Annotated in this window: 5 protein-coding genes; 1 reads left to right on the plus strand and 4 read right to left on the minus strand. The window is 31.7% G+C overall.

Going from position 1 to position 2837, the window contains the following annotated elements:
- On the plus strand, positions 1–453 hold a 453-nt coding region (locus tag GXZ72_04620), incomplete at its 5' end, for a DUF4143 domain-containing protein (GenBank protein HHT18822.1).
- A gap of 272 nt (positions 454–725) precedes the next feature.
- On the opposite strand, the gene GXZ72_04625 is transcribed toward GXZ72_04620, so the two are convergent.
- The 4 genes from GXZ72_04625 to GXZ72_04640 form a co-directional block, all read right to left on the minus strand.
- Positions 726–1355, minus strand: coding sequence for a metal-dependent hydrolase (locus GXZ72_04625; protein HHT18823.1), 630 nt, complete (start codon positions 1353–1355; stop codon positions 726–728).
- Positions 1352–1963, minus strand: a complete 612-nt coding sequence (locus GXZ72_04630) for a hypothetical protein (protein ID HHT18824.1) — start codon at positions 1961–1963, stop codon at positions 1352–1354. Before GXZ72_04630 ends, GXZ72_04625 begins: the two co-directional genes overlap by 4 nt.
- A gap of 195 nt (positions 1964–2158) precedes the next feature.
- A complete protein-coding gene (locus tag GXZ72_04635; GenBank protein ID HHT18825.1) occupies positions 2159–2296 on the minus strand; it encodes a hypothetical protein in 138 nt (45 codons plus the stop codon).
- 270 nt (positions 2297–2566) lie between these two features.
- Positions 2567–2837: hypothetical protein (locus tag GXZ72_04640; protein ID HHT18826.1), on the minus strand; the 271-nt coding region annotated here is incomplete at its 5' end.

The following is a 2837-nucleotide window of genomic DNA, read 5'->3' on the forward strand; positions in this document are numbered from 1 at the left end:
AAAACTCATTTGATATTTCATATTAAACCATTTTCTGGAAGTGGGAGAACACAGGTAAGAAAGGCTTGGAAGTACTATTTTTTATCTCCATCAATAAAAACCAGTATAAACTTTGAATTGGGTAAATATAACTCTAAAAAGAGGGAATTTTTAGGTGAACTCGCAGAAAACATGGTGGCTTCCTACTTTTTCAGACTCAAAAAAACTATGAACAAACCGCATGGAATATTTTATGCCCCTGAAAAGGAGGGTGTTGATTTTTTATTAAGTGATATCACAGGCAAAATCATACCCGTTGAAGTGGGAATTGGAAATAAAGATAAAAGGCAAATAAAAAAGGCAATTAATAAATATAATTCCCAGTACGGTATTATGGTGTCCAATGCAACTCAAAAGATTACCCGTGAAGGTGATGTGATTCATATTCCCATAACCACATTTTCGTTTGTATAATAGGGAGGGTAAAGGCTAGTTCATCATCCAAGACGAAACATTAGTAATGTATTCTTTCAAAGTTTCGGTAGAATATTAATATTCTCTGACCAAAAACGAAATCAAAGAAATTTACGACTTGGAAAACTTCACCTAAAACAGACCCCTCCCGTCCCCGATATTAAATAATCCCGTACACTATAATTTTAAAGAATTTTTTGGCAGTGCTAAAAGTTGAATACTTATTAACAGTACTACTTGTCTTAATATTGGCATATTTAATCTTGATATTGTCAAACATCAGTGATGGATATGGTGGTTGTATTCTCATCTACCTTTTTAACGGTGATATTTTTATTAGTATCATCATCTACCTCAAAGTTGAGATTGAAATTATTTTTAACAGCATTACTATTGAGAGGATCACTAATTGCGTTAGATGGGGATGCAAATGCTAGACTTTGTTCAGGGGGATTGTTCCAATAACCAATATCAGTAAATAAGGCCAGGATTAGGAAGGGAATTACTAGAAATAATATGAAGGTTAAGGCTGATTTTTCTTGGTTCGTGCCTGTTTTAATTCTGCGTTTTTTATTAAAACAGACAAAATCCTTAGTTCGAAGTGGATATAGTAAGGGACACCCATGGGTGGTTAAGACATCCAGGAAGATATGGGATATGAATCCAATTATCATAGCAGATGCTATTCCTAAATTCAAAAATCCCACCAATGTGAAGGGAACCAGCCAGAAAATTGAATGACCATAACCCCTATGTTTTCCAGTTAATTTGTCCATTAAATCCGGAAAGACTGAAAACCAGCAGGCAAAAAAAATTCCAAAAAACAGGTTGCTATAATCGGTTAAATAGGCAAATGTTACGTATAATAAGAGTGCACCGGCAATGTGTGTGTAAAATCTCATAATCTACCCCCGGCATAGATTAAAGTTCGGAAGATTATTAAGGCAAACCATGCTGCACCAATAACCAGAGTTGCTGATGCTAAAGAAAATCCGGTTTTTAAGTAGATTAAAAAGCAATAGATGCTTATTCCAGCATAAACCACGTAGGAAATGTCGATTTCATTTCTATTTTTCAGTTCGTAATCATCCTTATTAACCAGTTTGAAGGTTTTGAAAAAAGAAAAAACTTCCGGATTAAAGGTTCGATCAAAGTAAAAACTGCAAATAAAATGAATGTTAGGCTGACTGTTGAGTTGCTTGTAGACTTGTATGGACCTATCAGTTAATCTTTCAAAATTATTGAAAAGTATGATCAGTGTTTTTGATTGTAACTTTTCTACCAGTAATTGGGTAAGTTCAGGAACCGCGAGTCGGTTTAAAAAAGTCTTAGTTTGACCAGTTATGACCTTGGTTGCATCTACTAATCGCAACTTTATAGGTAAAGGATCATGATAAAAGACACAGATGAAATCATTTCTCAACCTCCTATAACATTCATACACATTTTTATCATAGAACATCAAATTCTGCCCACTGCTAATATCCGATCGTATTTGTAATAGTTTCATACAACATAATATGATTCTACTAATATAAAAGCGTATGTTGAATAGTACTAATTTGTGTTAATTAAATATTGGAATATAAACTAATTAGGGATAAAAAAAAGAAGTAAATGGATTAAATCCAGAAAAAGTGATATGCTCTCTTTTTGAGAATATTTATCGGATTTTTATCGCGAAAGAATCATTAAAAAAAGATGATTAGCTTTTTAATTTATATATGTAGTCTTCAATAGCTTCTTGAATTCCAGTAGTTCTCGAATGATATCCGTTTTCTTTCAAAATTGCATCTAATTCGTTTACTAGCTCTGGTGGCAATGTCACGCATATTCTTTCCATTTTTTCAATTCTCCTTTTGTTTTTTTTATACAACATTTTTTTACAAATATTGTATAATACCTATTAGTATGTTAATAATATATAATCCTTTTTATTGATTTTGTAATAATCACTATTTTATACCAAAATTCTAGTAGAAAAAAAGAAATTTCAGGACCGCAAAAAAAAAAATTGAAAATAGATCAATTCAGATTACTAAAATCACATAATAAATAATCTAATAATTAAGAATCTGTAAACATAGACATAATCAGGATGTTACTCATAAGATTAGTATCGGTTTATTATGTTCTTAATAACTGCTTTTAAGAATAATGTTAACTCTTCTTCTTCTAAACCGTTTTTCCCAGGAGTAAGTGGAAATGCACCTACTGATGGTATTGGTTCATTTTCATTAACTTCGAAGATTTTTCGATCATCTCCAGGATATAAAACATAAGCCCCCTCAGTCTTTAAAATAGCATCTTTATATGTATGCATTTTGTAAAGATCACCGTATTTGAATTTTTTCTTTGTTTCTTCATCTAAATCTCTTGATTCA

Origin of the sequence: Methanobacterium sp., from assembly GCA_012838205.1 — an archaeon.
Classification (GTDB): Archaea; Methanobacteriota; Methanobacteria; order Methanobacteriales; family Methanobacteriaceae; genus Methanobacterium.